The sequence below is a fragment of the Micromonospora sp. NPDC023956 genome, assembly GCF_040639195.1.
Classification (GTDB): Bacteria; Actinomycetota; Actinomycetes; order Mycobacteriales; family Micromonosporaceae; genus Micromonospora.
This window is the reverse complement of sequence record NZ_JBEZZN010000006.1, coordinates 108,795-134,588: the sequence shown is the minus strand read 5'-3', so window position 1 is coordinate 134,588 and position 25,794 is coordinate 108,795. Positions and strand designations below refer to the sequence as shown.

The window sequence follows — 25,794 nt, the reverse complement described above, 5'->3', positions numbered from 1 at the left end:
GATGACGGAGGTCGCGACCGACCAGTTGCAGGTCTGGGTGGACCAGGACCTGTGCACGGGCGACGGACTCTGCGTGCAGTACGCACCGGAGGTCTTCGAGTTCGACATTGACGGCCTTGCGTACGTCAAGGGCACCGACGGCGAGTTGCGGATGGCCCCGGGTGCCCGGGTGGACGTCCCCGCCCACCTGCGTCTCGAGGTGATCGACTCGGCGCGGGAGTGCCCCGGCGAGTGCATCCACGTCGTCGGGGACGACGACGTGGAGGTCGCCGGCCCGGACGCCGACTGACCCCGCCCGCGCCCACCACGCCCGGCCCGGCCGCCGCCGGGAGACCCTCGTCGCCCCCGGCCCGGACACCGGCCGGGCCCCCTGGTCGCCCGGCGCACGGCGGCGGGCCGGCGGGGCGGCGCGGCGTCGAGCCGGTTTCCGGCGCGCCACGAGCCGACCACCAGCGAGGCCCGAGTCCGACCCCAACGAGCCCCGAGTCCGATCCCAACGAGCCCCGAGTCCGACTCCAGCGAGGCCCGAGTCCGGCTCCAGCGCCCGCGCGCTTCGGTCAGCGGCGCGTCCCGGACCGCCGGGGCGACGGCCACCGGTGGCCGTGAACGGCAAGGACTCCCCCGGGCGGTGCCCGCCGACCGCTGCCGCCGCATCGCCTGCCGGCCGGGGCGGTGGTCAGAGGACCGGCCGACCCACCACCGAGGCGACCAGCCGGGCGAACTCCTCCAGGCGGCCGATCTGCCCCGCCCCGCCGTCGTCGAGCGTCTTGCCGAAACGCAGCGCGTCGTGCCGGGGCGCCCCCACCGCCTCGTCACCGGACGGTGCCTCGTCCATCGACGTCAGCAGCAGGTAGACGTCGATGCTGTCGACCCGGATCTCGCCGCTGTCGGACCGGGTGAGACGACGGCGGCAGCCGACCTCGGTGACCGTGGAGACCGGCACGACCCGCAGGGACGACGTCATCGAACCGGGCGGCCCCTCCCCCGGCGGCACGTCCTCGCCGTGCCACAGGATCAGTCGGCTGCCGTCGCAGACGACGACCTCCTGCCACACGCCGTTGACCTCGTTGACGAACCGTTCCAGGGTGAAGCCCAGCACGGACGCGCCCCGCAGCACCCCGCCGAGCGCCTCGAGCGCCACGTCGGGGTCACGCAGGTAGGCACGCGCCGCCGATTCGAGGTCCTGGTACGGCGACCAGTCCGGGAAGACCGCGGGCAGGTCACCGCCGCCGATGCCCGGCCGGCTCATCCCACCGCCCCCCTCCGGTCGGTGTTCCCGTCCACCGTCACGGGGCGTCCGTCTCCTCCGGGGCGACGCCGTCCGGCTCGGCCGGTCGGGTCGCCGCCAGCCGGGCCGCCTCGGCGTCGCGCAGCAACTGCCGGCGCTGCACGTACGCCTCGGTGCCCTTGCTGGGCTTGCGCCGGCGGGGCGGGGCGGTGACGCCGGGGGCGAGCTTACGGGCGGAGACCAGGAACGCGGTGTGCGCGATCATCCGGTGGTCGGGTCGGACCGCGAGCCCCTCGGCGTGCCAGTCGCGCACCAGGGACTCCCAGGCGCGCGGCTCCGTCCAGCCGCCCCGCTCACGCAGCGCCTCGACCAGCTCGGAGAGCTGCGGGGTGGTGGCCACGTACCCGATCAGGACCCCGCCGGGGACGAGGGCCCGCTCGACCATGTCGAGCATCTCCCACGGGGCGAGCATGTCCAGGATGATCCGGTCGAAACCGGTTTCCGGGCAGTCCGCGACGTCGCCGACGTGCAGCCGCCAGGCGGGGTGCGGGCCGGTGAAGAACGCCTCGACGTTCCGGCGGGCGATCTGGGCGAAGTCGTCGCGCATCTCGTAGGAGTGCAGCTCGCCACCGGTGCCCACGGCACGCAGCAGCGAACAGCTCAGCGCGCCGGAGCCGGCACCGGCCTCGAGGACCTTCGCGCCGGGGAAGATGTCGCCCATGGCGACGATCTGCGCCGAGTCCTTCGGGTAGATGACCTGCGCGCCGCGCGGCATGGAGAGCACGTAGTCCGACAGCAGCGGTCGCAGGGCGAGGAAGGCGGTGCCGCCACCGGAGGTGGTCACCACGCTGCCGTCGGGCAGCCCGATCAGCGCCTCGTGTTCGAGGATGCCCCGATGGGTGTGGAAGGCCTTGCCCGGTTCCAGGGTGACCGTGTGCATGCGCCCCTTCGGGTCGGTGAGCTGGACCCGGTCGCCGGGGCGGAAGGGCCCACGGTGCACGGGGGGCAGCGCCGGCGGGTCGGCGGGCACCGGGGTGCCGTTCTCGGCCGGGAGGGCGGTGGGGTGTGCGGTCACGTGTTCATCTTCCGTTTGGGTTCCAGGAGCTGCGCCAGATCCGCGATGTGCAGAACGCCGACGACATCTTCGCCTGACGTCACGACGTACTGTGCGCCCGGGTGGGTCTGCACGGCCTCCACCACGCGTTCCCCGTCGAGGCCGACCGGCAGCGCGGGCACCGTGGCCAGCGAGCGCGCCACCTCGTCCACCGCCAGCCAGGGTCGCCGCTCGGGTGGCACCGCCGCCACGCGGGCCGGATCGACCAGCGCGACCGGGCGACCGGCTCCGTCGGTGACGACGAGCGCGGCCTCCGGGGGCCCGCTCTCCGCCCGGCGGCGCTGCGCCTCGGCCAGTGGTGTGCCGCTGGGCACGCCGAGCAGCGGGCGGGCCAGCCGGGACAGGTCCACCAGCGGGAACCGTCGGCTCATCCGGGCGATCCGGATCGACTGGCCGGCGCCCCGCCAGAGGGTCGCGGCGACCAGCAGCACCAACGGCAGGGCCAGCGGTGCCAGCACCGCCCACACGGTCAGCAGGGTCACCACCAAGGCGGTGCCCAGCGCCACCACCCGGCCGACCCAGCCGGCGATCTCGGTGGCGAGGTGCCGGTCGCGGGTGGCCGACCAGATGACCGCCCGCAGTGCCCGCCCGCCGTCCAGTGGCAGGCCGGGCAGGAGGTTGAAGATCGCGACGACGACGTTGCTCACCGCGAGCTGGAAGGCGAGCTGGTGCAGCAGGGTACGGTCCGGCAGGGCGAGGGTGGCCGCCACCGCGGCGACGCCGAGCACCGCCGAGACCGCCGGCCCGGCGAGGGAGATCACCAGATCGGTCCGGGGGGACGGGGCGTCCCGCTCCATCTCGGTGTACCCGCCGAGCAGTTCCAGGGTGATCCCCCGCACGCCGATGCCGTACCGGCGGGCGGTGAGGGCGTGCCCGAGTTCGTGCAGCAGCACCGAGCCGAGCAGGGACACCACGAACCCGAGACCGATCAGGTAGCCGGCGGCCGGGGGGAGGCCGAGCTGGCGGCGGGCGAACACCGCGTACAGGACGGTGACCAGCAGGGCCAGCAGCACCATCGAGGTGTTGAGGTACAGCGACACCCCGAACACCCGCCCCACGGCGAGGCCGGGACGCCGGTCGGGCCGGGAGCGCGGGCGGGGCTTCTCCTCCATCGCGTCGATGCTACGGACCCGGGGCGTACGTCCTCCGCGGGTCGGTCCGCCCGGGACGGCCACAGCCCGCAGCGGCCCCTCCCGGACGGCGCCAGGGGTGGTGCGGTCGGCTCCGGGGGAGGCCGGGGGCGGGCCGGTCCCGGGTGGTCCGAGCAGCGGGCCGGGACCGCCGGGACGGGGAGCGGCGGGATGCCGGTGTCACACCGGTGCCCTAACCTTTCTGGACATGACGGCGCAACCGGTGACGACGACGCAACAGACGGCTCCGACGCAGGTGCCGCCGACGGTCCGGGCGTCGCTGTCGCCGTCGCGGGCCGCCGACTTCAAGACCTGCCCGCTGCTGTACCGGTTCCGCAGCATCGACCGACTGCCCGAGCGCCCGTCGGTGGAGCAGGTCCGGGGCACGCTGGTGCACGCGGTGCTGGAGCGGCTGTTCGACCTGCCGGCCGGCGGGCGGACCCCGACCGCCGCCGGTGACCTGGTCGCTCCCCAGTGGGACCGGCTGGTGACCGAGCAGCCGGAGCTGGCCGACCTCTTCCCCGGCGGCGACCCGGCCGCCGTGGCCGAGTTCCTCCGCTCCGCCACCGCCCTGCTGGACGGCTACTTCACCGTCGAGGATCCGAACCGGTTGGACCCGGCCGAGCGGGAGAGCCTGATCTCGGCGGTGGTCGACGACGAACTGCTGATCCGGGGCTACGTCGACCGGCTCGACGTGGCGCCCGACGGCGCGCTGCGGGTGGTCGACTACAAGACCGGCGGCGCGCCGCGCGAGGCGTTCGAGGCGCGGGCGCTCTTCCAGCTCAAGTTCTACGCCCTGGTGCTCTGGCGCACCCGGGGGGTGGTGCCGCGGGTGCTGCGTCTGCTCTACCTGCGCGACGCCGAGGTGTGCGACTACACCCCCGACGCCGAGGAGCTGGAGCGGTTCGAACGCACGGTGGTGGCCCTGTGGCGGGCGATCGAACAGGCCACCGAGCGGCAGGACTTCCGGCCGAGGCCCAGCCGGCTCTGCGACTGGTGCAGCCACCAGGCGCACTGCCCGACCTACGGCGGGACCCCGCCGCCGTTCCCGGAGGCCGCGGCGAACGCCGACCCGCTGCGGGACGCCCGCTCCCGACCGGCCCCGCCACCGGGCGCGGACGAGTGAGCGGACGAGCCGTCCTCCTCCGCAAGGATGAGCCAGGGTTCACCGTCGGCGACGATCACCCTGTCCTACGGGCGGCTAGCGTCGTGGTGTGACCGAGCTTCCCCACTGGCTACGTCGGCGCCCGCTCACCGCGGACGTGCTCTTCGCCGTCGGCCTGGTGCTGTTGGAGGTCGTGTTCACCCTGCTCACGCCCCGGGAATTCTGGCCCCGGCAGCTTCCGGTGGCGATCGGGTGGAGTGTGCTCTGTGCCGCGCCGGTGGCGGTCCGCCGGGTGGCGCCCTGGTCGGCGGTCGGCGCCACCGTGCTGACCCTGATCCTGCCGGCTCTCGCCGGGTACGCCCCGGCCGCGCAGAGCATCACGGTCGTGGTGTTGACGTACACGATGGCGGCGAACCGTCCGATCCGACCGGCGGTCCTGGCCGCGTTGGCGCTCTGGCTGCCGGTCGCGGCGGTCAACGTGCTCGCACCGCCGACGGGGGTGTTCGAACTGAACTCCGCCTACCTGGTACTGAACAACCTGCTGGTCGGGCTGGTGTCGTTCTCGGTGGGCCGCGCGGTGCACGCCCGCCGCGCCTCCACCGAGGCGCTGCGGGAGCGGGCCCGGGTGGCGGAGGCGACCCAGCGGTCCCTGGCCGAGCAGGCGGTCGCCGACGAGCGGCGACGCATCGCCCGCGAGCTGCACGACGTGGTGGCCCACCACGTCAGCGTGATGGGGGTGCTCGCCACCGGTGCCCGTCGGGTGCTGCGCCGGGATCTGGACGCCGCCGACGAGGCTATCGCCACCATCGAGGACACCAGCCGGTCCACCCTGCGGGAGATGCGCCGTCTGCTGGACGTGCTGCGCACCGACGAACCGGCCGCCGAGTTGGCCCCGCAGCCCGGCCTGGCCGGCATCGAGTCGCTGGTCGAGCAGGTCCGCGAGGCGGGGCTGCCGGTGACGCTGACCGTGGAGGGCGCCCCCGGGCCGCTGGAGGAGGGGGTCACCCTGACCGTCTACCGGATCGTGCAGGAGGCGTTGACCAACGCGCTCAAGCACGCCGGTCCGGCCACCGCACAGGTCACCCTGACCTTCGGTGACCGGTCGCTGGACGTGGAGGTGACCGACACCGGTCGGGGCCCCGGCGTCGACACACCCGATCGGATCGGACACGGTCTGGTCGGGATGCGGGAGCGGGTCGGCCTCTACGGTGGGGTCCTGCGCACCGGCCGGCGCCGCGGCGGCGGTTTCCAGGTCAGTGCGACGTTACCGATGGAGCCGCTCGCGTCCGGTGCGGGCACCCGGCACGGCAGGAGTGTGGCATGACCGAGGGCACGACACGGCCGGTGCGGGTGCTGCTCGCCGACGACCAGCCGCTGCTGCGTACCGGCTTCCGGATGGTGCTGGGGGCGGAGGACGACCTGGACATCGTCGCCGAGGCCGGCGACGGCGTCGAGGCGGTGGACCTGGCCCGGCGGCTCCTGCCGGACGTGGTGCTGATGGACATCCGGATGCCCCGGATGGACGGCGTGGCGGCGACCCGCGCGATCGTCGAGGCACGCCTGCCGGTGCGGGTGCTGATCCTGACCACCTTCGACCTCGACGAGTACGTGGTGGGGGCGTTGCGGGCCGGGGCCGGCGGCTTTCTCGCCAAGGACGTGCCGGCCGAGGACCTGGTCACCGCGATCCGGACGGTCGCGGCGGGCGAGGCGGTGGTGGCGCCCCGAATCCTCAAACGGCTGCTGGACCGCTTCGCCGACCTGCTGCCCGACCCGTCGTCCGCGCCGCCGAAGGAGCTGGGCTCGCTGACCGACCGGGAACGGGAGGTGCTGGTGCAGGTCGCCCGGGGCCTGTCCAACGCCGAGATCGCCCGAGCGCTGTCGGTCAGCGAGACGACGATCAAGACGCACGTCGGCCACGTGCTGACCAAGCTGGGCCTGCGGGACCGGGTACAGGCAGTGGTGCTGGCGTACGAGTCGGGTCTGGTCCGTCCCCGGGGCTGACCGCGCCGACCGGCTCCCCGGCTTGCCGGGGCCACGTAGCGTGACGCACGGGAACGGGTTGTCCGCTGCGTCGTTTGACCCTGACGTGACGTCAGCGTCGACCATGGGCCGGGTCGGCCCGGCGCGGACGGTGCTCAGGGGTGACCCCGAGTACGGATCGGGGCCCACCCGCAGCGGAAAATCCGTTCCCGTTCCGCCTCCGGGCGGACGGATCGGCCCGGCCGGGGGCCGAGGATGACACCATGCCGCACCGACCAGCGGGGGCGGTGCGGCGGCAGAAGAGATACACGAGGGGGAACGGTGACCGTTACGGTGGACCGCCATGCTCAGGTCGCGGCTCGCGCCCGTGAGGTGTGGAAGGTGTACGGCAGTGGTGAGGCCCAGGTCCTCGCGCTGCGCGGGGTCGACGTGGAGTTCGAACGCGGCCGCTTCACCGCGATCATGGGCCCGTCCGGTTCGGGCAAGTCGACACTGATGCACTGCCTGGCCGGGTTGGACACGGTCACCCGGGGCACCGTGTCGATCGGCGACACCACGGTGACCGGCCTGAAGGACGCCGGGCTGACGAAACTCCGCCGGGACCAGGTCGGCTTCATCTTCCAGCAGTTCAACCTGCTGCCGACGCTGACCGCCAAGGAGAACATCCTGCTGCCGCTGTCGATCGCCGGTCGCAAACCCGACCCGGCCTGGTACGACACGGTGATCGACACGGTCGGCCTGCGGGACCGCCTGGACCACCGGCCGAGCCAGCTCTCCGGCGGCCAGCAGCAGCGGGTCGCCTGCGCCCGCGCGCTGGTCTCCCGCCCGGAGGTGATCTTCGCCGACGAGCCCACCGGCAACCTGGACTCCCGCTCCGGCGCGGAGGTGCTCCGCTTCCTGCGCAACTCGGTCCGGGAACACGGGCAGACCATCGTGATGGTCACCCACGACCCGACGGCCGCCGCGTACGCCGACCGGGTGGTGTTCCTCGCCGACGGGCAGATCGTCTCCGAGCTGATCGAGCCGACCGCCGACACCGTGCTGGACACCATGAAGAAGCTGGACGACCCGATGACCGAGGTGACCGACTGATGTTCCGGGCGACGCTGAAGAGCCTGCTGGCCCGGAAGGTCCGCCTGCTGCTGTCCGGCCTGGCCGTGGTGCTGGGCGTCATGTTCGTCTCCGGCGCGTTCGTGCTCACCGACACCCTCGGCCGTTCCTTCGACGCGATCTTCGCCGACGCGTACGAGGGCATCGACGTCAACGTCACCGCCAAACCGAGGATCGCGGTCGACGAGACCCAGGGCGGGCTGGTCGCTCCCCCGTTCCCGGCCGCCACCCTGGAGAAGGTCGAGGCGCTGCCCGGAGTGGCCAAGGCCACCGGCATGGTCGCCGCGGACGGTGCCCGGCTGATCGGCAGCAACGGCAAGGTGGTGCCCACCCTCGGGCCGCCGCAACTGGGCGGCAACTGGCTCGGCGAGAGCGACCTGGTGCGGCTACGTGAGGGACGCGAACCCCGGGCCGACAACGAGATCGTGGTCAACGCGGCCCTCGCCGAGGCGGCCAAGGTGTCCGTCGGGGACCGGGTCGGCGTCCTCACCCTCGAACCGAAGCGCGACTTCACCCTGGTCGGGGTCTTCGGCTACAGCGGCGACCGGGACAGCATCGGCGGCGCGCACGAGGTCATGTTCACCACGCCGGTGGCGCAGCGGCTGATGCTCGGCCAGCCCGGCACGTACAGCAGCATCGCGGTGCGCGCCACGGACGGCGTGCGCCCCGAGACGCTGCGCGACGACGTGGCGGGCGTCCTCGGCGCCGAGTACGACGTGAAGACCGGCGAGCAGGCCTCCGAGGCCGCCTCGGCGGGGCTCAAGGAGGGCCTGTCGTTCTTCAACCAGATCCTGCTCGGCTTCGCCGGGGTCGCGTTGCTGGTCGGCACCTTCCTCATCCTCAACACGTTCTCGATCATCGTGGCGCAGCGCACCCGGGAACTGGCCCTGATGCGGGCGATCGGGGCGAGCGGCCGGCAGATCATCGGCTCGGTGGTCCTGGAGGCGATCGCGGTGGGGCTGCTCGCCTCGGTGCTCGGCCTCGCCGCCGGCATCGGCATCGGCGCGCTGCTGGCGTACGTGTTCGGGCAGTTCGCCGGCGGGCTCGCCCTGGCCGGCCTGGCGGTCCCCCCGGCGGCGGTGATCAGCTCCTTCGCGGTGGGCATGCTGATCACGCTGGTGGCGGCGCTGCTGCCGGCGCTGCGGGCGGCCCGGATCCCGCCGATCGCGGCGATGCAGGACGTGGCCACCCCTGACCGGCCGCTGACGAAGATCACCGTCGCCGGCGCGGTGGTCACCGCGATCGGCGCGGTCCTGCTCGCGCTGGGCCTCACCGACAACGCCGGTGGGAACACCCTGGCCGCCATCCTGGCCGGCGTGCTGTTCGCGTTCGTCGGGGTGGCGCTGCTCACCCCGCTGATCAGCCGACCGGTGGTCTCCCTGCTGGGCGCGGTCTTCGCCTGGTCCGTACCGGGCAAACTGGGCCGACTCAACTCGGGACGCAACCCGCGCCGCACCGCCATCACCGCCGCCGCGCTGATGGTCGGCATCGCCCTGGTCACCGGCGTGACCGTGGTGCTCGACTCGGCGAAGTCGAGCATCGCCGACCGGGCGGCGGACACCATCGACGCCGAGTTGACGATCTCCGGGGCACAGACCGGCCCCCGGCAGCCGACGTTCGACCCGTCGGTGATCGACCGGGCCGCCGCGCTGCCCGGGGTGAGCACCGCCGTCGGGCTGTTCAACGACTTCGCCGAGGTCGACGGCGAACGGCGGTACGTCAACGCCGCCACCGACCTGGCCGCGGTCGGGCGGATCTACCACGCGAAGGCCACCTCCGGCACCCTCGCCACCCTCCGCCCTGACCAGATCGCGCTCAGCGAGCCGGTGGCCAAGAACCGGGGCAAGGCGGTCGGTGACACCCTCACCATCCAGTTCGCCCGTGGTGCCCGGCACACCTACACGGTCGCCGCGATCGTGCCCGAGGACCGGCTGCCCGGCTCGTACCTGCTCCCCCGGGAGAGCGCCGCGGACTTCACCGTCCCGCAGCCGTTCCTGGCGCTGGTGCAGCTCGCCGACGGCACCAGCATCGGGCAGGTACAGCCCCGGCTGGAGGAACTGGTCGCCGACAGCCCCGAGGTGTCGGTCGCCGACCGGGCGGCCTTCGTCGAGCAGCAGACCGGCGCGTTCGACCAACTGCTCACGATGATCCAGATCCTGCTCGCCCTGGCGATCGTGATCGCCGTGCTCGGGATCGTCAACACGCTGGCCCTGTCGGTGCTGGAACGCACCCGCGAGCTGGGCCTGCTCCGGGCGATCGGACTACGGCGGTCGCAGACCATGCGGATGATCACCGTCGAGGCCGTGGTGATCTCGGTCTTCGGCGCGCTGCTCGGCGTGGCGGTCGGCACCGGTCTCGGCGCGGCCGTGGTCCGGGCCCTCGAGGACGAGGGCATCGACAAGCTGGTCCTGCCCTGGTCGCAGATGGGGGTGTTCCTGGGGCTCGCCGCGCTGATCGGGGTGATCGCCGCGGCCCTCCCGGCGACCCGCGCCGCCCGGATCAACGTCCTCGGCGCCATCGCCCACGACTGACCCGTTGGCCGGTCAGTAGGTACGGGGCCCCTGTTACCGCTTCTCGCGGAGCAGGGGTCCCCGGCTACCCCGGGGAAGCGGGAGACGCCCGGCTACCACGGGAAGCGGAAACGCCCGGCTACCCCGCGGGCGGGGCGGGCGGTGGACGGAGCAGGGCCGCCAGCACCGCCAGGTCCACGCCGTCGAGGCTCTCCCGCAGGTGCACCCCGTCGGCTGCCGGCACCGGCACCTCCGCCGGCACCGCCAGCACCGCCGCGCCGGCCGCCAGCGCGCTGGCCACCCCGGTCGGTGAGTCCTCGATCGCCACGCACCGCTCGATCGGCACGCCGAGCAGCCGTGCCGCCGTCAGGTACGGCTCGGGGTGCGGTTTCGTCGCCTCCACCTCGTCGCCGCAGACCACCACGTCGAAACTGTCCCGGCCGAGGGTGTCCAGCGCGATCTCCACCAGCCGCCGGCCACTGGAGGTGACCAGCGCGGTCGGCAGGCCGGCGGCACGGACCGCACGGAGCAGGTCCGAGGCGCCGGGACGCCAGCGCAGGCCGGTCCGGAACAGCTCCACGATCCGGTCGTCGATCCACGCCGCGCTGGCCACCGGGTCACGCCACGGCTGTGCCAGATCGGCGTGCAGGAGCGCCATCGAGTCGGCCATGCTGGTGCCCACCATGGCGAGCCGGGCCTCCTCCGAGAGCGTGCCCCCGTACTCGGCGGCCAACTCGTAGAGGGCGACGTCCCAGAGCTTCTCACTGTCGACGAGGGTGCCGTCCATGTCGAAGAGCACGGCGGCGGGCGGCTGGCTGCTCAGCGGATCCTCCCGGGGTACGGCGGTCCCGGCGATCCTCGCAGCCCCGCCCGCCGCCGGTGGCACCGGTCCCCGGCGGGGAGACGTGGGTCAACCCGCCGGTCAGGTCCGGCCGCAGGCGGCGAGGGACTTCTCGTACCCGTGGTGGGCGGGTTTGCCGGCAGCCCGACCCTGCCCGCGCCGGCCCGGGGGCGGCGGAACTACGCTCGGTGCCGGGACGGCGGCAGCGCCGCCGGGGAGGACGCCACCGTGACCATCGACCGCATCGGACCGCCGTTGACCGGCGGCGAACGCGAGACGCTGCGCGCCTTCCTCGACTACCAGCGGGCGACGCTGACGATGAAGTGCGAGGGCCTGACCGACGAGGACCTGCGCCGCCGGTCGATGCCGCCGTCGACGCTCACGCTGCTCGGGCTCGTCCGGCACATGGCGGAGGTGGAACGCACCTGGTTCCGCCGGGTCATCGCCGCCGAGGACGTCCCGTTGGTCTGGTCCGACCGGGGCGACTACCAGGTGGCGTACGACGCGAGCACGGCCACCCGCGCCGAGGCGTTCGCCGCCTGGCAGGCCGAGGTCGTCCACGCCCGCCGGATCGAGCGGGACGCGGCGTCGCTCGACGTCACCGGCCACCAGGCGCGCTGGGGCCAGGACGTGTCGCTGCGCCTGGTGATGGTGCACGTGACCCTGGAGTACGCCCGACACAACGGGCACGCCGACCTCATCCGCGAGGGCATCGACGGCGTCGTCGGGGCGTGACCGTCCTCCGACGTCTGCCGCCCCCACGGTCTGCGCAGGTCGTGGCCGGCCCGGAAACGGATCAGCCGGGGGCGACCACCAGGGCCTGCCGGTACTCCTGCGTCCCCTCGGCGTCACGTTGGTCCGCCGGCAGACCGGTCAGCCCGGTCCGGAGGTTGTCCGCCGCCGCCCGGTCCCCGAGCGGGCCGCTGTCGACCGCGTCGGCCTGCTCGCCGGTCTCCACCTGCACCCGCACCGCCTCGGCATCGTTCCGGGCCTCGGCGTGCAGCCAGCCGACGAACTGGGTCCACTCCGCCGCCACGGCGTGCAGCCCGGGGGGCGTGCGGTCCCCGGGCCCGTACCGCGAGATCCTGCACGGTGCGCCACTGCGGCACCGCCCACGACAGCATCGCTGGCATGGGTACTCCCCGGGTGGCGGACCGGACGGCGGGCTACCACTGTCGACGGTAGCGAGCCCGACGGGGTGTCCGCAGCAACCCGGCCCCGGTCGCGGACGGCGTCCGAGCTGAGTAGTGGTACTCAGGCGGTCCGGAAGGGACTCACGCGACCCTGTTCTCATGCCTTCCCGCTGCCGAGAACACTCCCGGGTCGGCGATACCGCCGCGAACCACCGGCCGCCCACCGCGGTCGGCTCCGCGGACCCGGACTGGCGGTACGCCCCGCGACAGCGCGGTCGGGCGAGGTCGACGTGGCAGGGACGGAGCCTGGTCACCGGGGTGGTGATCCTTGCCGGTTTCCTGACCGGATGCGGCGGCCCCGGGGAACCACCCGCGCGAACCGCCGAGGCCGAGGCGAGCGCCCGGAACGTGGCGGACCAGATCGTCGCCGACCTCAGGACCCGAACCACCCCCCGGACCCGCACCGCGGACGAGATCGGCCGGGCACTGGCAGCACGTGCCGAGGCCGACCTGGTCGCGATCTCCGGAGTGGACACCGGCCAACCGGGCGGGGTCACCGCCGTGCTACGGGTAGCCGGCTCGGGCACGGACGGCACGTGGCTGCAACCGGAGTGGGTCGTCGAGGACTTCTGCTTCGAGTTGCGCTTCACCGCCACGTCCTCGCTGTCCCCACGCACGGTCCCCTGCCCCTCGCCCGCCGCCGGGCCGACCTTCCCACCGGTCCCCGTGCCGACGGTGCCGTCGCCGGAGGAACTGCGCGCGACACTCTCGGCGACCGCCGCTGACGAATCCGCCGTTCGCGCGGCGCTCGCCGAACTCTCGCGCGACCCCACGATCCGGGTCGACGTGGCCGCCCAGGACGCCACGGTGGGCGTGGCGTTGCGCTATCCCGCCGGCGACGACGGTCGGTACGGATGCATCTTCGCGCGCACCCGGACCGGGGCGGTGGAGGTGTGGCAACCGACCGGCGTCCAGCTACTACCGGGCGAGTTGACCTGTCGGGCGACGGAGAGCCTCGCCGGGCACGGCCGGCAACCGCCACGCTGACGGCCCGAACCGTCGCCGGCCTGTCCGGCGGCCCGGAAAACGAGGAGGCGGACCCGCACCGGCTTCCCCTAGGCTCGCACGGATGACCAACCCCGTGCGTTATCGATCCGGGGAGGAGGACAGCGGCCGGTGGCTCGCTTTCCCGCTCCGGCACGGTGACATCGTCATCAGCACCCGGTCGAAGAGCGGCACCACCTGGATGCAGATGATCTGTGCGCTGCTGATCTTCCAGACCGCCGACCTACCGGCCCCGCTGGTGCAGCTCTCGCCCTGGCTCGACTGGCTGATCACACCGGACCAGCAGGTGTACGACCAGCTCGCCGCTCAACAGCATCGACGCTTCGTCAAGACGCACACCCCGCTCGACGGGCTACCGATCGCCCCACAGGTGTCGTACATCGTGGTGGCCCGGCACCCCCTGGACATGGCGGTGTCCCTCTACCACCAGGGCGAGAACATCAACCGGGAACGAGTGCGCCAGCTCACCGGGGAACCGCCGTCCGACGACGCCCGGCCGGCGCCGCCCCCGCTCCACGACTGGCTGCTGCGCTGGACCGAGAGCGACCGGGACCCCCGGGAGGCGATGGACTCGCTGCCCGGAGTGCTCTGGCACCTGACCGACGCCTGGCGACGCCGACGGGAGCCGAACGTGCTGCTGGTGCACTACGACGACCTCCTGGCCGACCTGGACGGACAGATGCGGCGGATCGCCGCCTGGCTGGGCATCGAGGTGCCGGCCGAGCGGTGGGCGACGCTGGTGGAAGCGGCCACGTTCGGCGCGATGCGGAAGCGCGCCCAGGTCCTGGTGCCCGATGCCGCCGGTGTGCTGAAAGACCGGCACGCCTTCTTCCGCCAGGGCCGCACCGGCGCGGGAGCGGCACTGTTGAGTACCGAGGAACTCCGCCGGTACCACCGACGCGCCGCCGAGATGGCCCCACCGGACCTGCTGGCCTGGCTGCACCGGGGGAGGTAGGTGCCGGGCCCGCCTCGACGCCGGCCCCCACCAGCCGAGCGCCGGACGCTGTCCCGACGGCCCAGCGGACCGTCGGGACAGCGTTCACGCAGCTCAGCCAGGCAGCGGCGCGTGGCGTTGACTGTTCCCGGGTGCCGGACGAACCGGGAATGTGGGGATGCACCTGCGCCAACCGCCCACGATCGGCCATGCCCGTCCGCCGCCGCTCGTGCCCGTCGTCACCCAGACAGTCACTCAGCCGTTGCTGGGACTGGAGATCCCTCGTTTGGCGAAGGACGCAGCGACTCGATCGAAGACGCCGACAGCACGCTCCGCCTGCGCGACGGCCTCCGACAACGGCACGTCGAGCTGGGGGTCGTACCCGGGTAGGCCCGTGACCGCCTGGACGGCTTCACCGAGTTGGTACATCGCCGTGACGGTCGCCCGCGCATCGTCGCCGCGGTACCAGTAGGGAACCGTGATCCCAGCCCCTCCTGCGTAGTAGCTGAGCTGGATGCCAGTCGGCTCGTGGGTCAGCTCGTAGTGGTGGGCCCCCTCGAAGACGGAAATCTCACCGAGCACCTGTCGCGCCGCCACCACCAGCCGGGCCCAAGCCTCGCCGCTCGGCCGCTCGTCGCCGTCGGCCTCCTGTGCCGCATCCAACGCGTCATCCCCGGACTGGCCGTCGCTTCGGGGCGCAAAGATCAGGTCATAGCTCATGGCGATGAACCGTACAACCACCCGGTCCTGCCCGTCGGGGGTGTCACTTGGCGTTGAAGTAGTTCGCCTCCGGGTGGTGCACCACGATCGCGTCGGTGGCCTGCTCCGGCTCCAGCTGGAACTCCTCCGACAGCCGTACCCCGATCCGGTCCGCCCCGAGCAGGTCCACGATCTTCGCCCGATCCTCCAGGTCCGGGCAGGCCGGGTAGCCGAACGCGTACCGACAGCCCCGGTAGTCGCTGCGCAGCAAGCCGGCCAGGTCCGCCGGATCGGTGTCGGCGACGGTGCGTCCCGACGGCAGCGTCAGCTCGGACCGGACCCGGCGGTGCCAGTACTCGGCAAGGGCCTCGGTAAGCTGCACGGAGAGCCCGTGCACCTCCAGGTAGTCGCGGTACTCGTTACGGGCGAACATCTTCGCCGCGTACTCGCTGACCGGCTGGCCCACGGTGACCAACTGCAACGCCACCACGTCCAACTGCTCGCCGCGGGGCTTGAAGAAGTCGGCCAGGCAGAGCCGCCGCTCCTGCCGCTGCCGGGGGAAGGAGAACCGGGCCCGCTCGCTGTGCCCGTTCTCGTCCAGCACCACCAGGTCGTTGCCCTCGGAGTACGCCGGGAAGTACCCGTACACCACCGCCGCCTCGAGGACCTTGTCCGCGGTCAGCCGGTCCAGCCAGTACCGCAGCCGGGGCCGCCCCTCGGTCTCCACCAGTTCCTCGTACGACGGGCCGGCCCCGCCCCGGGAGCCGCGCAGCCCCCACTGGCCGAGGAACGTCGCCCGCTCGTCCAGCAGCGCCGCGTAGTCGGCCAACGGCAGGCCCTTGACCACCCGGGTACCGAAGAACGGCGGGGTGGGCACGTCCGCGTCGGTCGTCACGTCGGAGCGGACCGAAGCGTCGTCCAGCTCCGGCAGCGACTCGTTCACCATCGCCCGCTGCCGCTCCCGGCGGGCCCGCCGGGCCGCCAGCGCCGCCTCCCGCTCCGGGTCCACCACCGGCGCGCCGCCGCGCTTGGCCGCCATCACCCGGTCCATCAGGGTCAGTCCCTCGAACGCGTCCCGGGCGTAGTGCACCTCCCCGGGGAACACCGCGCGCAGGTCGTCCTCGACGTACGCACGGGTCAGCGCCGCCCCGCCCAGCAGCACCGGCCACCGCTCGGCGACGCCGCGGGTGGCCATCTCGCCGAGGTTCTCCTTCATGATGACCGTGCTCTTGACCAGCAGGCCGGACATCCCGATCGCGTCCGCCCGGTGCTGCTCGGCCGCCTCCAGGATCGCGTTGATCGGCTGCTTGATGCCGATGTTCACGACCTCGTAGCCGTTGTTCGAGAGGATGATGTCGACCAGGTTCTTGCCGATGTCGTGCACGTCGCCCTTGACCGTGGCCAGCACGATCCGGCCCTTGCCGCCGTCGTCGGCCTTCTCCATGTGCGGTTCGAGGTACGCCACCGCGGTCTTCATCACCTCGGCGGACTGGAGCACGAACGGCAGCTGCATCTGGCCGGAGCCGAACAGCTCGCCGACCACCTTCATGCCGTCCAGCAGGATGTCGTTGATGATCAGCAGCGGTGCCGTGCCGGCGGCCATCGCCGTTTCCAGGTCGGCCTCCAGGCCGTTGCGCTCACCGTCGATGATCCGCCGCTTGAGCCGCTCGTTCAGCGGCAGCGCGGCCAGCTCCTCCGCCCGCGACGCGCGCGCCGAGGCCGCGTCCACCCCCTCGAAGAGGTCGATGAACCGCTGGAGCGGGTCGTACCCCTCCCGACGGCGGTCGTAGACCATGTCGAGGGCGACCTCGCGGTGCTCGTCCGGGATCTTCGCCATCGGCAGGATCTTGCTGGCGTGCACGATCGCGCTGGTCAGCCCGGCCTGCACGCACTCGTTCAGGAAGACCGAGTTGAGCACCTGTCGGGCCGCCGGGTTCAGTCCGAACGAGACGTTCGAGACGCCGAGGGTGAAGTTGATCCCCGGGTACCGCCGGGTGATCTCCCGGATGGCCTCGATCGTCTCGATCGCGTCCCGGCGGGTCTCCTCCTGACCGGTGGAGATCGGGAAGGTCAGCGTGTCCACCATGATGTCCGGCAGTTGCATGCCCCAGCGGCCGGTCAGGTCGTCGACGATGCGCGAGGCGATGCGGACCTTGTCCGTCGCCGTACGGGCCTGCCCCTCCTCGTCGATGCACATCACCACCACCGCGGCGCCGTGCTCCTTGATCACCGGCATCACCCGACCGAAGCGCGACTCCGGCCCGTCGCCGTCCTCGTAGTTGACCGAGTTGACCACGCACCGCCCGCCGAGCATCTCCAGACCGGCCTCGATGACCTGCGGCTCGGTCGAGTCCAGCATGATCGGCAGGGTGGACGCGGTGGCGAACCGGCCGGCCAGCTCCCGCATGTCCCGGGTGCCGTCCCGGCCGACGTAGTCCACACAGAGGTCGAGCAGGTGCGAACCGTCCCGGGCCTGACCCCGGGCGACCTCCACACAGGACTGCCAGTCACCGGCGAGCATCGCCTCACGGAACGCCTTGGAGCCGTTGGCGTTGGTCCGCTCCCCCACCATCAGCACCGACGCGTCCTGCGCGAACGGCACGTGGTGGTAGATCGAGGAGACCCCCGGCTCCCGCACCGGCTGCCGGGCGGCCGGACGGACGCCGTGCAGCCGCTCGGACACCACCCGGATGTGCTCCGGCGTGGTGCCGCAGCAACCACCGATCAGCGAGACGCCGTACTCGGTGACGAACCGCTCCAGCGCCTCGGCCAGTTCCTCCGGGGTGAGCGGGTAGACCGCCCCGTCGGAGGTCAACTGCGGCAGGCCCGCGTTCGGCATCACCGACAGCGGCACCCGGGCGTGCTGGGAGAGGTAGCGCAGGTGCTCGCTCATCTCCGCCGGGCCGGTGGCGCAGTTCAGCCCGATCAGGTCGATGCCCAGCGGCTCCAGGGCGGTCAGCGCCGCGCCGATCTCGCTGCCCAGCAGCATCGTGCCGGTGGTCTCGACGGTGACGTGGCAGATCAGCGGCACGGTTGTCCCGCTCTCGGCCATCGCCCGGCGGGACCCCACCACGGCCGCCTTGACCTGCAACAGGTCCTGGCAGGTCTCCACGAGCAGGGCGTCCGCGCCCCCGGCGATCAGACCGGCGGCGTTCTGCTGGTACGCGTCCCGCAGCGTCGCGTACGCGGCGTGGCCGAGGGTGGGCAGCTTCGTGCCGGGCCCGATCGACCCGATCACGAACCGGGGACGCTCCGGGGTGCTCCACGCGTCGGCCGCCTCCCGGGCGATCCGCGCGCCGGCCTCGGAGAGCTCCCAGATGCGGTGCTGGATGTCGTACTCGCCCAGGTTCGCCAGGTTCGCGCCGAAGGTGTTCGTCTCGACGCAGTCGCTCCCGGCGGCGAGGTAGGCCTCGTGGACCGACCGCACGACGTCCGGCCGGGTGGCGTTGAGGATCTCGTTACAGCCTTCGTAGCCCTCGAAGTCGTCGAGGGTCAGGTCGGCCGCCTGGAGCATCGTCCCCATCGCGCCGTCGGCGACGAGGATCCGGTCTGACAGCACATTCAACAACGAGGTCCGCACCCGTTCAGGTTAGTGCGGAAACTCGCGTCGTGGTGGAGCGGTACTCGCCGCTCCCACATTCTGCCGGTCAGCCGGCCGGTCGGCCCCGGTCCGTCGGCCGGTCCGTCGGCCGGTCCGTCGGCCCGGCCCACGCCGGACGGCGACCGGTTCCACCGGCCCCGCCCGCCCGGCGGCGACCGCCGACCGGCGCGGCCGACGGGCCGCATGCGACGCCGGGACGTAGGCTGACGACGTGAGGGACAACAGGGACGCCGCCGCGCGGGGCCGCCACACCACGGCGCGTGGTGCCGGCGCCGACCGGGACGAGCAGGGTGAGGTGACGGCGTGACCGAGTTCGACGGGCTGCCGGTGCTGCGCTCTCCGGTGGCCATCGCCGCCTTCGAGGGCTGGAACGACGCCGCGGACGCCTCGACGGCCGCGGTGGAGCACCTGGAGCAGGTCTGGCAGGCCCGCCAGGTCGCCGAACTGGACCCGGAGGACTTCTACGACTTCCAGGTCAGCCGGCCGACGATCACGATGGCCGACGGCGCCACCCGACGGGTCGAGTGGCCCACCACGCGGTTCATGGTGGCCAGCCCGGAGGGGACCGAGCGGGACGTGGTGCTGATCCGGGGCATCGAGCCGAGCATGCGGTGGCGCACCTTCTGCGAACAGGTGCTGGAGTTGTGCCACAGCCTGGAGGTCGAGCGCGTGGTGCTGCTCGGCGCGCTGCTGGCCGACGTGCCGTACACCCGGCCCCTGCCGATCAGCGGCAGCGCCTCGGACGCCGAGGCCGCCCAGCGCTACCAGCTCACCCCCACCCGGTACGACGGCCCGACCGGCATCGTCGGAGTGCTGCACGACGCCTGCACCCGGGCCGAGGTCGACGCGGTTTCGTTCTGGGTGCACGTGCCGCACTACGCCAACAACCCGCCCTGCCCCAAGGCCACTCTCGCCCTGCTGCACCGGGTCGAGGAGGTGCTGGACCTGCCGGTACCGATGGCCGACCTGGCCGAGGAGGCCGCCGAGTGGGAGCAGCGGGTGCGCAGCGCCGCCGAGCAGGACGCCGAACTCGGTGAGTACGTCCGGGAGTTGGAGGAGCGGGTCGGCGACGCCGGCATCACCCCGTTGACCGGGGACGAGATCGCCCAGGAGTTCGAGAAGTACCTGCGGCGGCGGGGCGGTTCCGCCGGGCCGACCGCCGGTTCCTGGTAGGCCGCCGCACCCCTGACCACCCGAACGGGCCCGGGACGTCGACGAGACGTCCCGGGCCCGTCGTCGTGCGACGCCCTCGGCGAGAGTTCCGGGTCTGGAGGTGGCGTACAGGGGCGTGCCGGGGTGGCGGAGGACCCACACCGTAGGGCATCCTAGGAACCTAGCTGTTCCGGGCCGGGAGGAGCCGCCGCCGTGCAGATCAACCCGGGAGCCGCCGAGTTCCCGCACCGTCAGATCGCCGACCAGCTGAAGACGCGGGTCCGGCGCGGGGACTGGGCTCCCGGCGAGCGACTACCGTCCATCCCCGCCATCGCCGAGATGTTCGGGGTGGCGAAGCAGACCGTCCAGCGTGCCGTCGACCAGCTGCGGGTCGAGGGTGTGCTGATCACCAAACCCGGCTCGGGTACGTACGTGCGGGGCACCCGGCGCCGGCTCAACCGGCTCTCCCGGGGGCGCTACGGCGGTTTCCGGGGCTACCACGCCGACCTGGCCGCCCGGTACCGGCAGCACCTGGTCGGGGTGGGCCGCGCCCCCGCCCCACCCGAGGTGGCCGACGCCTTCGGCGTACCGGACGGCACCGAACTGCTCGTCCGGCGGCACCTGGTCCGCACCGAGGACACCCCGGTCGAGGTGGGCGCGTCCTGGTTCCTGCCCGCCGACACCGCCGGCACCTCGTTGGAGCGCGCCGAGGCGTTCGGCCGGCCGCTCTACCAGGAGGCGGAGGAGGCCACCAGCCGGCGGTACGTCACCGCCAGCGACACGATCAGCGCTCGCCAGCCCAGCCGGGAGGAGGCGGAGACCCTCCAGATCCGGCCGGACACGCCGGTGCTGCACCTGCTGCACGTGGCGTACGACGCCGCGCGCCGGCCGATCGAGGTGGCCCAGGCGACCTGGCCGGGACCGATGACCACGCTGACCGAGGAGTACCGGGTCCCCGGTCCGACGCCGGAGCCCGACCCCGACCCGGGCCTGGTGCTCGGCTGATCCGGACGGTGCGGGCCGCCGCAGCCGCCTGCCGCCGAACCGCCGCCGTGCGGGTGCGGGCCGCCGCAGCCGACGCGCTTCGCCACCGCACCCGACGCCGAGCCGGCGGCGAAGGCAGCTGCGAAGGCAGCGGAACGGTGGGTCAGAGGCGAATACCGAGCAGGGCGTCCACCGTCGCGGTGACCAGCGCCGGGGCGTCCGGGTCGTCCGCCGCGCCGGCCAGCGTCTCTTCGGCCCACCGGTCCACCAGCGCCAGCGCGCCCGGCGTGTCGAGATCGTCGGCGAGGTGCCGGCGCACCCCGGCCAGCAGCGCCGCACCGGACGCCCCGGCGGGGGCGGCGGCGGCCCGACGCCAGCGGGCCAGGCGCTCCCCGGCGGCGGCGAGCAGGTCGTCCGTCCAGGACCGGTCGCTGCGGTAGTGCCCGGCCATCAGGGCGAACCGCACCGCCATCGGGTCGACCCGGTCGGCCCGCAGCCGGGACACGAAGACCAGGTTGCCCCGGGACTTGGACATCTTCTCGCCGTCCAGACCGATCATGCCGGCGTGCACGTAGTGGGTGGCGAACGGAGCCTGTCCGGTGAGCCGCTCGGCGTGCGCCGCCGAGCACTCGTGGTGCGGGAAGATCAGGTCGTTGCCGCCGCCCTGCACGTCGATCCGGTCGCCGAGCAGGTTCAACGCGATCACCGTGCACTCGATGTGCCAGCCGGGGCGCCCCGGACCCAGGTCGCCGCCGGGCCAGGACGGCTCCCCCGGGCGTTCGCCGCGCCAGAGCAGCGGGTCGAGCGGGTCGCGCTTGCCGGGTCGCTGCGGGTCGCCGCCGCGCTCCGGGAAGAGCTCCAGCATCTCGGCGCGGGAGAGGTTGGACTCGTAGCCGAAGCGGCCGGTGGCGGCGATGTCGAAGTAGACGTCCCCGGTGCCGTCGTCGAGGCGGTACGCGGCGCCGTCCTTGAGCAGCAGCAGCACCCGGTCGGCGATGTCCGGGATCGACTCGACCGCGCCGACGTAGTGCGCCGGCGGGATGATCCGCAGCGCCTCCATGTCCTCGCGGAACAGGGCCGTCTCCCGCATCGCCAGGACCTTCCAGTCCTCACCGTCGCGCTCGGCCCGTTCCAGCAGCGGATCGTCGATGTCGGTGACGTTCTGCACGTACCGGACCGCACGGCCGCTGTCGCGCCACATCCGCTGGACGAGGTCGAATGTGATCATGGTCGCGGCGTGCCCGAGGTGGGTCGCGTCGTACGGCGTGATGCCGCAGACGTACATGGTCGCCGTGCCCTCCGGATCACTCCGGTGTGCACCGCGACGCGCCGAGTCGAACAACGTCAGCGGCTCGCCCCTGCCCGGCAGCCGCGGCACCTCGTGCCCCGCCCATGACTCCATGCCCGTCAGCCTAACGATCGTTACGACAGCGGGGACGGCCCGTGTTGGTGATCAACCCGACACGTCCCGGCAGGATCGGTGGACCGGTGCGGACGACGGATGGGCTCAGGGAGCGACGCCGCAGGTCAGATGGGGGGCCAGGGTACCGCCGGCCAGTCCTGCGACGGCAGCGGGAAGCGGCCGGTCTCCCGCAACACCTCGATCCGGGCCGCCAGGCGGCGGACCTCGGTCAGGGTCAGGTGCGCCGACAGTTCCTCGCCGAGCGGGCCGTCGACCTGCCGGGCGAGCGCGTCGAGCATCCGCACCGCGTCCGCCGGAAGCTGCCGGCCGGACCAGCCCCAGAGCACCGTACGCAGCTTGTCGTCCACGTGGAAGGTCACGCCGTGGTCCACGCCGTAGATCCGGTCGTCCGGGCCGACCAGCACGTGCCCGCCCTTGCGGTCCGCGTTGTTGAGCACCGCGTCCAGCACGGCCAGTCGGGCCAGGCGCGGATCGTCGGCGTGCGCCAGGGCGTACGGGGTGCCGTCGTCGTCCCGCGCGGCGGCGACCGCGAACCAGCGCGGTGGCACCGCGTCCGCCGGCACGAACCCGACCAGCGGTTCGGCGTCGACCGGCTCGTCGATCCAGAGCTGACAGGAGCCGGGACCGAACGGGCCGTCCCGCAGCACCGTCGGGGGCACCAGATCCCATCCGGTGGCCCGGGAGACCAGGTACGCGGCGACCTCCCGGTCGGCGAGCGTACCGTCGGGGAAGTCCCAGAGCGGACGCTCGCCACGGACCGGCTTGTAGACACAGCGCACGGTCACCCCGTCCAGGGTGAGGGTGCCGCGCAGGGTGGTGTTGGAGGCGTCCACCAGCCGCCCCTCCAGGGCGAACTCACCCGCGCGGAGCACCCGGAGTGCGGCGCTCTCCTCCTCGGATGGGCGGAGGTCCGACAACGTCACCGGTGGTAACCGTTGTGCCGGGGGCAGAGGTGACCGGCGGGATCGAGAGGCTGCCCACAGAGCGGGCAGGGCGGCCGGCCGGCGTTGACCACCCGGCGGGCCCGCTCGATGAACCGACGGGTCTCCTGCGGGGTCAGCCGCACCCGGAGTCGGTCCAGGTCCTCGTCCGGTTCGACCACGTCGTCCTCGTCGTCCTCGTCGTCGTCCTCCTCACCGAGCGCGACCTCGACCTCCGTCTCGCCCACGGCGATCGCCTCGATCACCACGGTCGACGTGTCGACGTCGAACGCCAGGCCCAGGGTGCCGACCCGGAACTCCTCGTCCACCGGCGTGTCCAGGGGCTCGTTGTCGGCGGCGCCGGCGGCCGGCAGCTCGGGCAGGTCGACGCCGAAGCGCCGCTGCGCCTCGGTGAGGAGCTCCTCCAGCTTCTCGGCCAGCAGGGAAACCTGGACCTTCTCCAGCGCCACGCTGACCAACCGGCCACCACCGCGCGCCTGGAGGAAGAACGTCCGTTCCCCCGGTGGCCCCACGGTCCCAGCGACGAACCGCTCGGGCGGTTCGAAGGCGTGCACCTGGTGGGTCATACCCACGACCCTATCCGGCCGTCCGAACGGGTGCGCACCCCACCGACGCAGAATCGCCGTCCGGTCCGCCCGCTCCGGCCGGGACCACCGGCCACGTCGGCGACCACCCGGCTGGGCCGACCGGGCACGCCGGCGACCACCCGGCTGGCGACGCTCACCGGCCGGCTCCCGCACCGCCGCCCACCGCGGCGTCCGAATCCCTCGACCGGGTCGTCCGGCGTCGCCCCTTGCGCGCCGGGGGGACGAGCCCGGTCAGATCGCCGCCGGTGTCGTTGAGCCGCAGCAGAAAAGGCCGGGTCGGGGTGTACCGGATCGCCGTCACCGACGCCGGGTCGGCGACGATCCGCTGGAACAGGTCCAGGTGCATGCCGAGCGCGTCCGCCACGATGGCCTTGATCACGTCGCCGTGGCTGCAGGCCAGCCAGACCGCCTCCGGTCCGTGCTCGGCGGTGAGCCGGGCGTCCCAGGAACGCACCGCCGCGACCGCGCGGGCCGCCATCGCGGCCATCGCCTCTCCCCCGGGGAACACCGCCGCACTCGGGTGCTGCTGCACCACCGGCCAGAGCGGGTCCTTCGCCAGCTTCTTCAGCGGCTGCCCCTCCCACTCGCCGTAGCCGCACTCGATCAGCCCGTCCTCGTCGACCGGGGCCGCCCCGGGCAGGGCCAGTTCCAGGGTCTGCCGGCAGCGGACGAGAGGACTGGTCACCACGGCGGCCAGCGGCAGGACACGGAGCCGCTCACCCACCAGGCGGGCCTGGGTCTGCCCGGTCTCGTCCAGTTCGACCGGTTGCCGACCGGCCAGCCCGCCCTCGGCGTTCGCCGTCGTCCGGCCGTGTCGTAGAAGCAGAAGGGTCGCCACGCGACCACCCTATGACCTGACCCGGCGCTTTCCGCTCACCCGCCCGTCCACACTCCGTCCCCGGCCCCGGCTCCCCGCCAACCCAGCCCCGACCCCGGCCGGATCGACCCAACCCAGCCCGACCCGACGACCCGACTCCAACCCGGTCCCCCTCAGCCGGTCCGCCGCGCCCCGTCCCGATTCCGCCCGCCCAGCCCCGGTCCGACCCGGCCGGGCTGGCCTAGCGCGGCGTGGCCCGGCTGGCCCAGCGCGGCGTGGCCCGGCCCCGATTGCCGTGATCGACTCCGGTTCGGCGATCTGGGTGTGTTCCAGGACGGTGATGCCGCCGTTTCGGCGAAACGGAGTCGATCACCGGGGCCGGATGCGGCGGGATGGGCGAGTCAGGTGTCCCGTCTGAGCCCGAATGACCGGGTCGGTCCCGGCTGGGCCGGTGGGCCGGGGGTGAGCCGGCTGGGCCGGGGGTCCGGGGGTGGGCCGGCTGGCTGGGTTGGGGTTGAGTTGGTCTTGGTGGGTTGGGTGGTTTGGGTGGGCTTGGGGGCGCCCCGGGCGGGGGCGGAGCGGGCGCGGGCGGGGGTGGGCGGCCGTGGGAATGCCGATCGGGTCTAGGTCGTTGGGTCTTTCCGTGCGGCCGTAGGAGCCCAACACCCCCTGTCGTGGGTGTGGGTCGGCTGGAATGTCGGCGGGTCGGCGGTCGTTACATCTGGACTGGCGTGGTGAGCCCCCCGGCTCCCCGCTGTTTTCCGAGAGTTTCCGGGCGCCGGACGGTGCTCGCGCACCCGGTGGGGTGTGCTGACCCCCGAATGGAGTTCCCCCATGAACACGATGCTGCGTAAGAGCGTTCTCGGTGTGGCTGGTCTGGTGTTCGCCGGTGGTGTGATCGGTGGTCCGGTCGGTGCGGCGCTGGACACCCCGGCGTACGCCGCTCCGGGTAGCCCGGTGGCCGCGGTGCAGGCGGAGAAGCCGGATGCGGGCAAGTTGATGCCGCACGGTGTGCAGGGCGCGCAGTCCCGGATCCCGCTGGACGCCGAGCAGACCGCCAACGTCAAGGCGATCATCGAGGCGACGAAGAAGGCCGGCATGGACGAGCGGGCCGCCGTGGTCGCGATCGCGACCAGCCTCCAGGAGTCGAAGTTGGAGAACCTGGGTCACCTGGGTGACCGCAACGACCACGACTCGCAGGGCCTGTTCCAGCAGCGCCCGTCGTCCGGGTGGGGCACGGTCGAGCAGATCACCGACCCGCAGTACTCCACCACGGCGTTCCTGAAGGGCCTCAAGCAGGTCGACGGGTGGCAGGACATGCCACTGACCGAAGCCGCGCAGACGGTGCAGGTGTCGGCCTACCCCGACCACTACGCCCAGTGGGAGAAGCAGGCCGCCGACCTCGTCACCGAACACTGGACCAGCTGACCCACGACACCG

General features: G+C 73.0%; 23 protein-coding genes. 12 read left to right on the top strand and 11 right to left on the bottom strand.

Features of this window, described 5'->3' with window-relative positions; all coding sequences use genetic code 11:
• The first annotated feature begins 1 nt into the window (after position 1).
• Complete coding sequence (locus AB0F58_RS14505; protein ID WP_357142566.1) at positions 2-289, top strand: ferredoxin; 288 nt, start codon at positions 2-4, stop codon at positions 287-289.
• A 387-nt stretch (positions 290-676) separates the two neighbouring features.
• On the opposite strand, the gene AB0F58_RS14500 is transcribed toward AB0F58_RS14505, so the two are convergent.
• From AB0F58_RS14500 to AB0F58_RS14490, 3 genes are read right to left on the bottom strand one after another with little or no spacing between them, the layout of a single operon-like run.
• Positions 677-1,249, bottom strand: coding sequence for a hypothetical protein (locus tag AB0F58_RS14500; RefSeq protein WP_357142565.1), 573 nt, complete (start codon positions 1,247-1,249; stop codon positions 677-679).
• A 37-nt stretch (positions 1,250-1,286) separates the two neighbouring features.
• Positions 1,287-2,258, bottom strand: coding sequence for a tRNA (adenine-N1)-methyltransferase (locus AB0F58_RS14495; protein ID WP_357142730.1), 972 nt, complete (start codon positions 2,256-2,258; stop codon positions 1,287-1,289).
• A gap of 41 nt (positions 2,259-2,299) precedes the next feature.
• The gene (locus AB0F58_RS14490; RefSeq protein ID WP_357142729.1) at positions 2,300-3,463 is read right to left on the bottom strand and encodes a M50 family metallopeptidase; all 1,164 of its coding nucleotides are present in this window, start codon (positions 3,461-3,463) and stop codon (positions 2,300-2,302) included.
• A gap of 217 nt (positions 3,464-3,680) precedes the next feature.
• On the opposite strand from AB0F58_RS14490, the gene AB0F58_RS14485 reads away from it, so the two are divergent.
• From AB0F58_RS14485 to AB0F58_RS14465, 5 genes are all read left to right on the top strand, one after another.
• Entirely contained in the window at positions 3,681-4,598 is a 918-nt protein-coding gene (locus tag AB0F58_RS14485; protein ID WP_357142564.1) for a PD-(D/E)XK nuclease family protein, read from the top strand.
• Between the two features lie 88 nt (positions 4,599-4,686).
• Positions 4,687-5,901 (top strand): sensor histidine kinase, encoded by a 1,215-nt coding sequence (locus tag AB0F58_RS14480; RefSeq protein ID WP_357142563.1) that lies wholly within the window; start codon positions 4,687-4,689, stop codon positions 5,899-5,901.
• A complete protein-coding gene (locus tag AB0F58_RS14475) occupies positions 5,898-6,578 on the top strand; it encodes a response regulator transcription factor (protein WP_357142562.1) in 681 nt (226 codons plus the stop codon). The genes AB0F58_RS14480 and AB0F58_RS14475 overlap by 4 nt, the downstream gene beginning before the upstream one ends.
• A 300-nt stretch (positions 6,579-6,878) precedes the next feature.
• Positions 6,879-7,649, top strand: a complete 771-nt coding sequence (locus AB0F58_RS14470; protein ID WP_357142561.1) for an ABC transporter ATP-binding protein — start codon at positions 6,879-6,881, stop codon at positions 7,647-7,649.
• Entirely contained in the window at positions 7,649-10,198 is a 2,550-nt protein-coding gene (locus tag AB0F58_RS14465; RefSeq protein ID WP_357142560.1) for an FtsX-like permease family protein, read from the top strand. Before AB0F58_RS14470 ends, AB0F58_RS14465 begins: the two co-directional genes overlap by 1 nt.
• A gap of 118 nt (positions 10,199-10,316) precedes the next feature.
• On the opposite strand, the gene AB0F58_RS14460 is transcribed toward AB0F58_RS14465, so the two are convergent.
• The gene (locus tag AB0F58_RS14460; protein ID WP_357142728.1) at positions 10,317-10,976 is read right to left on the bottom strand and encodes an HAD family phosphatase; all 660 of its coding nucleotides are present in this window, start codon (positions 10,974-10,976) and stop codon (positions 10,317-10,319) included.
• A 165-nt stretch (positions 10,977-11,141) separates the two neighbouring features.
• Between AB0F58_RS14460 and AB0F58_RS14455 the strand changes: the two genes are divergently transcribed.
• Positions 11,142-11,753 (top strand): DinB family protein, encoded by a 612-nt coding sequence (locus AB0F58_RS14455; RefSeq protein WP_357142559.1) that lies wholly within the window; start codon positions 11,142-11,144, stop codon positions 11,751-11,753.
• A gap of 61 nt (positions 11,754-11,814) precedes the next feature.
• Here AB0F58_RS14455 and AB0F58_RS14450 read toward each other — a convergent pair whose 3' ends face one another.
• Positions 11,815-12,054, bottom strand: a complete 240-nt coding sequence (locus tag AB0F58_RS14450; RefSeq protein ID WP_357142558.1) for a hypothetical protein — start codon at positions 12,052-12,054, stop codon at positions 11,815-11,817.
• A 256-nt stretch (positions 12,055-12,310) separates the two neighbouring features.
• Between AB0F58_RS14450 and AB0F58_RS14445 the strand changes: the two genes are divergently transcribed.
• Positions 12,311-13,198 carry a hypothetical protein gene (locus AB0F58_RS14445; protein ID WP_357142557.1) on the top strand — a complete coding sequence of 296 codons (888 nt, stop codon included), beginning with the start codon at positions 12,311-12,313 and terminating at the stop codon, positions 13,196-13,198.
• Positions 13,199-13,280: 82 nt separating this feature from the next.
• Positions 13,281-14,171, top strand: coding sequence for a sulfotransferase domain-containing protein (locus AB0F58_RS14440; protein WP_357142556.1), 891 nt, complete (start codon positions 13,281-13,283; stop codon positions 14,169-14,171).
• Between the two features lie 234 nt (positions 14,172-14,405).
• Here the strand turns inward: AB0F58_RS14440 and AB0F58_RS14435 are convergent, their stop codons facing one another.
• Complete coding sequence (locus AB0F58_RS14435; RefSeq protein ID WP_357142555.1) at positions 14,406-14,870, bottom strand: hypothetical protein; 465 nt, start codon at positions 14,868-14,870, stop codon at positions 14,406-14,408.
• A 43-nt stretch (positions 14,871-14,913) separates the two neighbouring features.
• Entirely contained in the window at positions 14,914-18,429 is a 3,516-nt protein-coding gene (metH, locus tag AB0F58_RS14430; protein ID WP_357142554.1) for a methionine synthase, read from the bottom strand.
• A gap of 324 nt (positions 18,430-18,753) precedes the next feature.
• On the opposite strand from metH, the gene AB0F58_RS14425 reads away from it, so the two are divergent.
• On the top strand, positions 18,754-19,623 hold the full coding sequence (locus AB0F58_RS14425) for a PAC2 family protein (protein WP_357142553.1): 870 nt from the start codon (positions 18,754-18,756) through the stop codon (positions 19,621-19,623).
• A gap of 192 nt (positions 19,624-19,815) precedes the next feature.
• On the top strand, positions 19,816-20,607 hold the full coding sequence (locus tag AB0F58_RS14420) for a GntR family transcriptional regulator (protein ID WP_357142552.1): 792 nt from the start codon (positions 19,816-19,818) through the stop codon (positions 20,605-20,607).
• 142 nt (positions 20,608-20,749) lie between these two features.
• Here AB0F58_RS14420 and mshC read toward each other — a convergent pair whose 3' ends face one another.
• The 4 genes from mshC to AB0F58_RS14400 all read right to left on the bottom strand — a co-directional run bounded on the left by mshC (position 20,750) and on the right by AB0F58_RS14400 (position 24,375).
• Positions 20,750-21,988, bottom strand: coding sequence for a cysteine--1-D-myo-inosityl 2-amino-2-deoxy-alpha-D-glucopyranoside ligase (mshC, locus tag AB0F58_RS14415; RefSeq protein WP_357142551.1), 1,239 nt, complete (start codon positions 21,986-21,988; stop codon positions 20,750-20,752).
• Between the two features lie 125 nt (positions 21,989-22,113).
• Positions 22,114-22,932, bottom strand: coding sequence for an SCO1664 family protein (locus tag AB0F58_RS14410; RefSeq protein WP_357142550.1), 819 nt, complete (start codon positions 22,930-22,932; stop codon positions 22,114-22,116).
• Positions 22,929-23,516 carry a DUF3090 domain-containing protein gene (locus tag AB0F58_RS14405; RefSeq protein ID WP_357142549.1) on the bottom strand — a complete coding sequence of 196 codons (588 nt, stop codon included), beginning with the start codon at positions 23,514-23,516 and terminating at the stop codon, positions 22,929-22,931. The genes AB0F58_RS14410 and AB0F58_RS14405 overlap by 4 nt, the downstream gene beginning before the upstream one ends.
• A gap of 154 nt (positions 23,517-23,670) precedes the next feature.
• Entirely contained in the window at positions 23,671-24,375 is a 705-nt protein-coding gene (locus AB0F58_RS14400) for a histidine phosphatase family protein (protein ID WP_357142548.1), read from the bottom strand.
• An 813-nt stretch (positions 24,376-25,188) separates the two neighbouring features.
• Between AB0F58_RS14400 and AB0F58_RS14395 the strand changes: the two genes are divergently transcribed.
• Positions 25,189-25,782 carry a hypothetical protein gene (locus AB0F58_RS14395; protein WP_357142547.1) on the top strand — a complete coding sequence of 198 codons (594 nt, stop codon included), beginning with the start codon at positions 25,189-25,191 and terminating at the stop codon, positions 25,780-25,782.
• The last annotated feature ends 12 nt before the right edge of the window (positions 25,783-25,794 follow it).

Coding starts and splice junctions, on each gene's coding strand:
- AB0F58_RS14395 (WP_357142547.1), top strand. CDS start 25,189: ATGAACACGATGCTGCGTAAGAGCGTTCTCGGTGTGGCTGGTCTGGTG.
- AB0F58_RS14465 (WP_357142560.1), top strand. CDS start 7,649: ATGTTCCGGGCGACGCTGAAGAGCCTGCTGGCCCGGAAGGTCCGCCTG.
- AB0F58_RS14500 (WP_357142565.1), bottom strand. CDS start 1,249: ATGAGCCGGCCGGGCATCGGCGGCGGTGACCTGCCCGCGGTCTTCCCG.
- AB0F58_RS14405 (WP_357142549.1), bottom strand. CDS start 23,516: ATGACCCACCAGGTGCACGCCTTCGAACCGCCCGAGCGGTTCGTCGCT.
- AB0F58_RS14435 (WP_357142555.1), bottom strand. CDS start 14,870: ATGAGCTATGACCTGATCTTTGCGCCCCGAAGCGACGGCCAGTCCGGG.
- AB0F58_RS14445 (WP_357142557.1), top strand. CDS start 12,311: ATGCCTTCCCGCTGCCGAGAACACTCCCGGGTCGGCGATACCGCCGCG.
- mshC (WP_357142551.1), bottom strand. CDS start 21,988: ATGGAGTCATGGGCGGGGCACGAGGTGCCGCGGCTGCCGGGCAGGGGC.
- AB0F58_RS14485 (WP_357142564.1), top strand. CDS start 3,681: ATGACGGCGCAACCGGTGACGACGACGCAACAGACGGCTCCGACGCAG.
- AB0F58_RS14440 (WP_357142556.1), top strand. CDS start 13,281: ATGACCAACCCCGTGCGTTATCGATCCGGGGAGGAGGACAGCGGCCGG.
- AB0F58_RS14505 (WP_357142566.1), top strand. CDS start 2: ATGACGGAGGTCGCGACCGACCAGTTGCAGGTCTGGGTGGACCAGGAC.
- AB0F58_RS14475 (WP_357142562.1), top strand. CDS start 5,898: ATGACCGAGGGCACGACACGGCCGGTGCGGGTGCTGCTCGCCGACGAC.